This is a genomic window from Flammeovirga sp. AWQ4_249 (assembly GCF_056161045.1).
The window spans coordinates 1-4241 of the sequence record NZ_JBSWYJ010000090.1; the positions used below are offsets into that span (position 1 = coordinate 1).

4 protein-coding genes are annotated in these 4241 nt (G+C 32.3%); 2 read left to right on the forward strand and 2 right to left on the reverse strand.

Translation table 11 applies throughout. The features are described from left to right. Both ACXAHM_RS26110 and ACXAHM_RS26115 read right to left on the reverse strand, forming a co-directional pair. Window positions 1-949: IS91 family transposase (locus tag ACXAHM_RS26110; protein ID WP_474967027.1), on the reverse strand; the 949-nt coding region annotated here is incomplete at its 3' end. After that, window positions 912-1808, reverse strand: a complete 897-nt coding sequence (locus tag ACXAHM_RS26115; RefSeq protein ID WP_474967030.1) for a tyrosine-type recombinase/integrase — start codon at window positions 1806-1808, stop codon at window positions 912-914. The genes ACXAHM_RS26110 and ACXAHM_RS26115, both read right to left, overlap by 38 nt. A gap of 235 nt (window positions 1809-2043) precedes the next feature. Here ACXAHM_RS26115 and ACXAHM_RS26120 point away from each other — a divergent pair, with 235 nt between their 5' ends. After that, window positions 2044-3051, forward strand: coding sequence for a PDDEXK nuclease domain-containing protein (locus ACXAHM_RS26120; RefSeq protein WP_474967028.1), 1008 nt, complete (start codon window positions 2044-2046; stop codon window positions 3049-3051). 274 nt (window positions 3052-3325) lie between these two features. Beyond that, window positions 3326-4135 carry a DUF2711 family protein gene (locus ACXAHM_RS26125; protein WP_474967029.1) on the forward strand — a complete coding sequence of 270 codons (810 nt, stop codon included), beginning with the start codon at window positions 3326-3328 and terminating at the stop codon, window positions 4133-4135. Window positions 4136-4241 lie beyond the last annotated feature (106 nt).

Consider the following 4241-nt stretch of genomic DNA (forward strand, 5'->3'; position numbering starts at 1 on the left):
CCACTCTCTTTTTCTTTATAGCTCCATTGTAAAAGCCAAAATGTCGTATCCTTCGGAAGCCTTTTGGTAGGAGATGTCTAGCATACCTTTGAATAAATTCAATATCCGAAAGCGTCATCTCTTTTTTCTTTCCACCTTGCCTGTAATCCTTGTACGCGAAAGTGACTTTCCCCTTCGAATAATCTAATAATCGATGATTAGAAATGGCTGTTTTATGCGTATATCTTCCAAGATATTGGATGATTTGTTTCGCACCACCAAAAGGTCTTTTTGCATAAACTACCCATTCTTTTCGAAAACAATTACTAGCAATTTCACCTTCAAAAAACGTCCTTATTGTACTTTTTTGTCTGATTTTATGGATAAGCTTCGCTCTAAACATTTTTGCAAGACCCTTTGCAGGGAAAAGATATTTTCCTGTTTGATCAGTACTCTTCCAATGTTTTCCATGACATAATGCTCCACCCGGAATAATACAATGCAGATGAGGATGTAATGTCAAGTTTTGACCCCATGTATGCAAAATGGCAATCATCCCCATTTCACCCTCCAAAGAGACTTTTCCGAAGGTTTTGATTGTCTCCCAAGTCGCTTCAAAAAGGCAATTATACATCTCCTTAGGGTAGTTCAAGAACAGTGAATTTAAGTGATGCGGCACTGTAAAAACTGTATGAAAATAAGGCACATCAAGTACTTCTTCTTCCCGTTTCAAAATCCACTTTTCCCTATAGGTAACCTGACATTTTGGGCAATTTCTATTGCGACAACTGTTGTAAGAAACACGCACTTCTTTACAATTATCACAATGATCCACGTGCCTTCCCATCTGAGCTGTTCGACAAAAAGTCATTGCATGTAAATCGTATTTTTGCCTTGCCAAAAACTGTGTAGACGTCCTCCAAAACTGTTGCTTATTTAGAATCTGAGCGATCTCTATTTTCGGTTGCATAGATCTTATCGAAAGGAGAAAAAGAATTAGACTTTTTGACTGTGGCAAGGTTGATATATTCCAAAGTAGTTTGGATAGATTCATGCCCAAGCAGTTCCTTTAGCGTAAAAGGATCCATTCCCATTTCGATACAATGCGTGGCGTAAGTGTGTCTGAGGGTGTGTGCTGATACTTTTTTGTTGATTTTTGCGATGTTTACCGTTTCCTTGATCACCCTTCCGATCGAAGTATTGGAGATATGAGTGTCTTTACCATATCCATAAAAAAGCCAATACTTCGGCTTGTCGATTTTTAAATATTTTTCGAGACCTACAATCATATTGTCAGCAAGTGGAACGACTCTATTTTTCCCGAATTTAGTTTCTCTGATGTAGAGTTTTTTACGCTGTAAATCAACATCTCTCACTCTCAGTTTCGAAGCTTCGCTGATTCTTAAACCAGAAGAGTAAATCAGTGCAAACATGACTCTGTATTTCAGTTGTTTAGGTATGCTGAAAATGAGTTTGCATTCCTGTGCCGAAAGGATATCTGGAATCGTATCATTCCTTTTTAAAGAAGGTAGTTTGATCGCTTTGTCCTCTCTTCCCGAAAGCCTAAAAATGTACCTTAGAGCGTATACATAATGCTTGAAGGCAGTATAAGAAGTTTTGTTATTTTCTTGAAGAAGAAGCAAATAATCATTAATTTGCTTATCAGAAAGTTGCAGAGGGTTCTTGTTAAAGTGCAATGCTATTTTAGCCATTGACCTGATGTAGTTTTCGAAAGTGGAAGTAGATTTTCCACTGAGCAAAATACTACGATATAGCTCATCGTAGACTTTTTTAAAACCGTGGACATTAAGTTTCGCCTTGCTTATGATTGTCTCTTTTTTTTCATCTTATGAAGCTTGAAGTTATACAATAAATTAAGATGCAAATATAAGAATACGAGGGCTTTAGCTAGCGTAGCTTTTGTTCAACAATAGCTAAAACTTCAGGCCACGTGCGACGCGCCCGCGCCCTGCAGTTTAGCAAGTACGTTATTTACAATTACCAACTCCACTAAACTCAAGTCAGAATTATTTCTCATATTGCGATTTAACAAAAAACCATTATATGGAATTAAGTAATTCAAAAAACACATCACTTCTAACAGATATAACTAACTTAATTGAAACAAGTAAAACTCAATTAGTTAGTAGTGTAAATAGTTCATTAACGATATTATTTTGGCAAATAGGAAATAAAATCCTTAACGATACTCTTAATAGTAAAAGGGCGGAATATGGTAAAGAAACCATTATAAAGCTTTCAACTTCTTTGACTTCAAAATATGGTAAAAGTTATGAGGAGAAAAACTTAAGAAGAATGGTTCAATTTGCAGAAAAATTTTCTAACCTTGAAAATGTCGTTACACTGTCACGACAATTATCTTGGTCTCATTTTTTAGTTCTAATTCCTATAAAAGATGATCAGGCAAGAAAATTTTACTGTAATCTTTCAATGAATAATAATCTAGGAGTAAGAGGGCTAAGAAATGAAATTTCTAGAAAATCTTATGAAAGAACCGAAAATGCAAATACCCAAATTGTTTCAAGTAGTAATATTTCTAAAGGTATTTTCAAAGATCCATATTTATTAGAATTCCTCAACTTAGATAAAGGCTTTTTAGAAATTGATTTAGAAGAAGCTATAATAAAAAAAATAGAGAATTTCATTTTAGAGTTAGGTAATGGTTTTACTTTTGTTGAAAGACAGAAACGGTTGATAATAGATGGAGACGATTATTACTTAGATCTATTATTTTACCATAGAAAACTAAAAAGACTTGTAGCAATTGAACTAAAAATAGATAAGTTTAAAGCAAAATATAAAGGACAAATGGAGCTTTATCTTAAGTGGTTAAATCGTTATGAGAAACAAGAAGGTGAAAATGAACCCATTGGTCTAATACTCTGTGCTGAGTCAAGTAAAGAACAAATTGAATTACTTGAAATGGATAAAGATGGAATAATGGTAGCTGAATACTGGACTGTACTGCCGCCAAAAGAAATATTAGAAGCAAAATTACATGATGCTTTAATTGAAGCAAAAGAAATTATCGAAAGAAGAAAATTATTATAAAAGTAAATAATAATTAGGGCTTAGTTTGGTTTGCAAAGCCAAAAATTAAGCCCTAGTTGAACAATGGCGGAAATACATGAAATTAGGATAGATTTATTTCTTGAAAATTCATACATAATAATTACCTTGCTTAGTCTTCCAACTATTCTTTAGCAAACTAATTTTTTAATTGGAGTTGGAGGTGTTTTTTTACTATTGGATATACGCCATGGTGTTTATATAAAAATAATGTGACATGTAGTGGTGTTTATTTGATGTTACCACCAATAATCCTATGAAAGAGATTGAAGATAAAAACTTATATCCCGATGAGAAAACTCCTCTACTAAAACACTATTCTGATTTTGATAGTGTATACGTAGCTTTTTTACCGTTTTTTAAACTTTATAGTGAGAATTCCTCATCATTTAGTTCAAAAAAAATAGCAACTAATGATGACATCAATGATATAGATGATCTTGATCTAATAAATATTTTAAAAACATCAAAGGCCATTATTTATACTTCAAATGATAACTATCCTAGTTTTGACGAAATACTGGAAAAAGGTTTAATTGTAACATGGTCAGAAATAATCTCCAATACAAAAATAAGGAACTATAGAGATTTAAATAAAGCATTGATGACCTCAATTGGAGGTTGTAAAAAAAAGTTGCAAAGAGAGGATATACTAGAGATCTTAAATGAGTATACCAATAAAAATGAAATATGGCACCCTAGTGAAGGTTCATATGATTCTTTTAATATTTCATGTATTTATAAACTTTTAATTCATTTTAATATTAAAAGTGTTATCGTAGAAGATGAAATGTATGAAAATTCAAGAATTATTGATATTCAATCTCTAACTGAAAAAGAATTTCTAGAAACTATTAACAGTGATGATTACTATATTTATACTGCTGATAAATCATTATTGTTTGCTATTAGTTGGGATTTTTTCTTCTTTTTTATAGCCATTAATGAAAATGTAATCTCTAAAGAAATTGTTGAAAATATATTTGAAGGTTTTTGGGCTAATGAAAAAACAAATCATTTATGGACATGGAAAGAAGGTGAAATGGAAAAATTATTAAATACATAAAATAATAAAGGTGGTAATAATTAGGGCTTAGTTTTGGTCAAAACCCAAAAATTAAGCCCTAGTTGAACAATGGCGGTGTAGCCATGAAATGCAAACTTGTATGGAA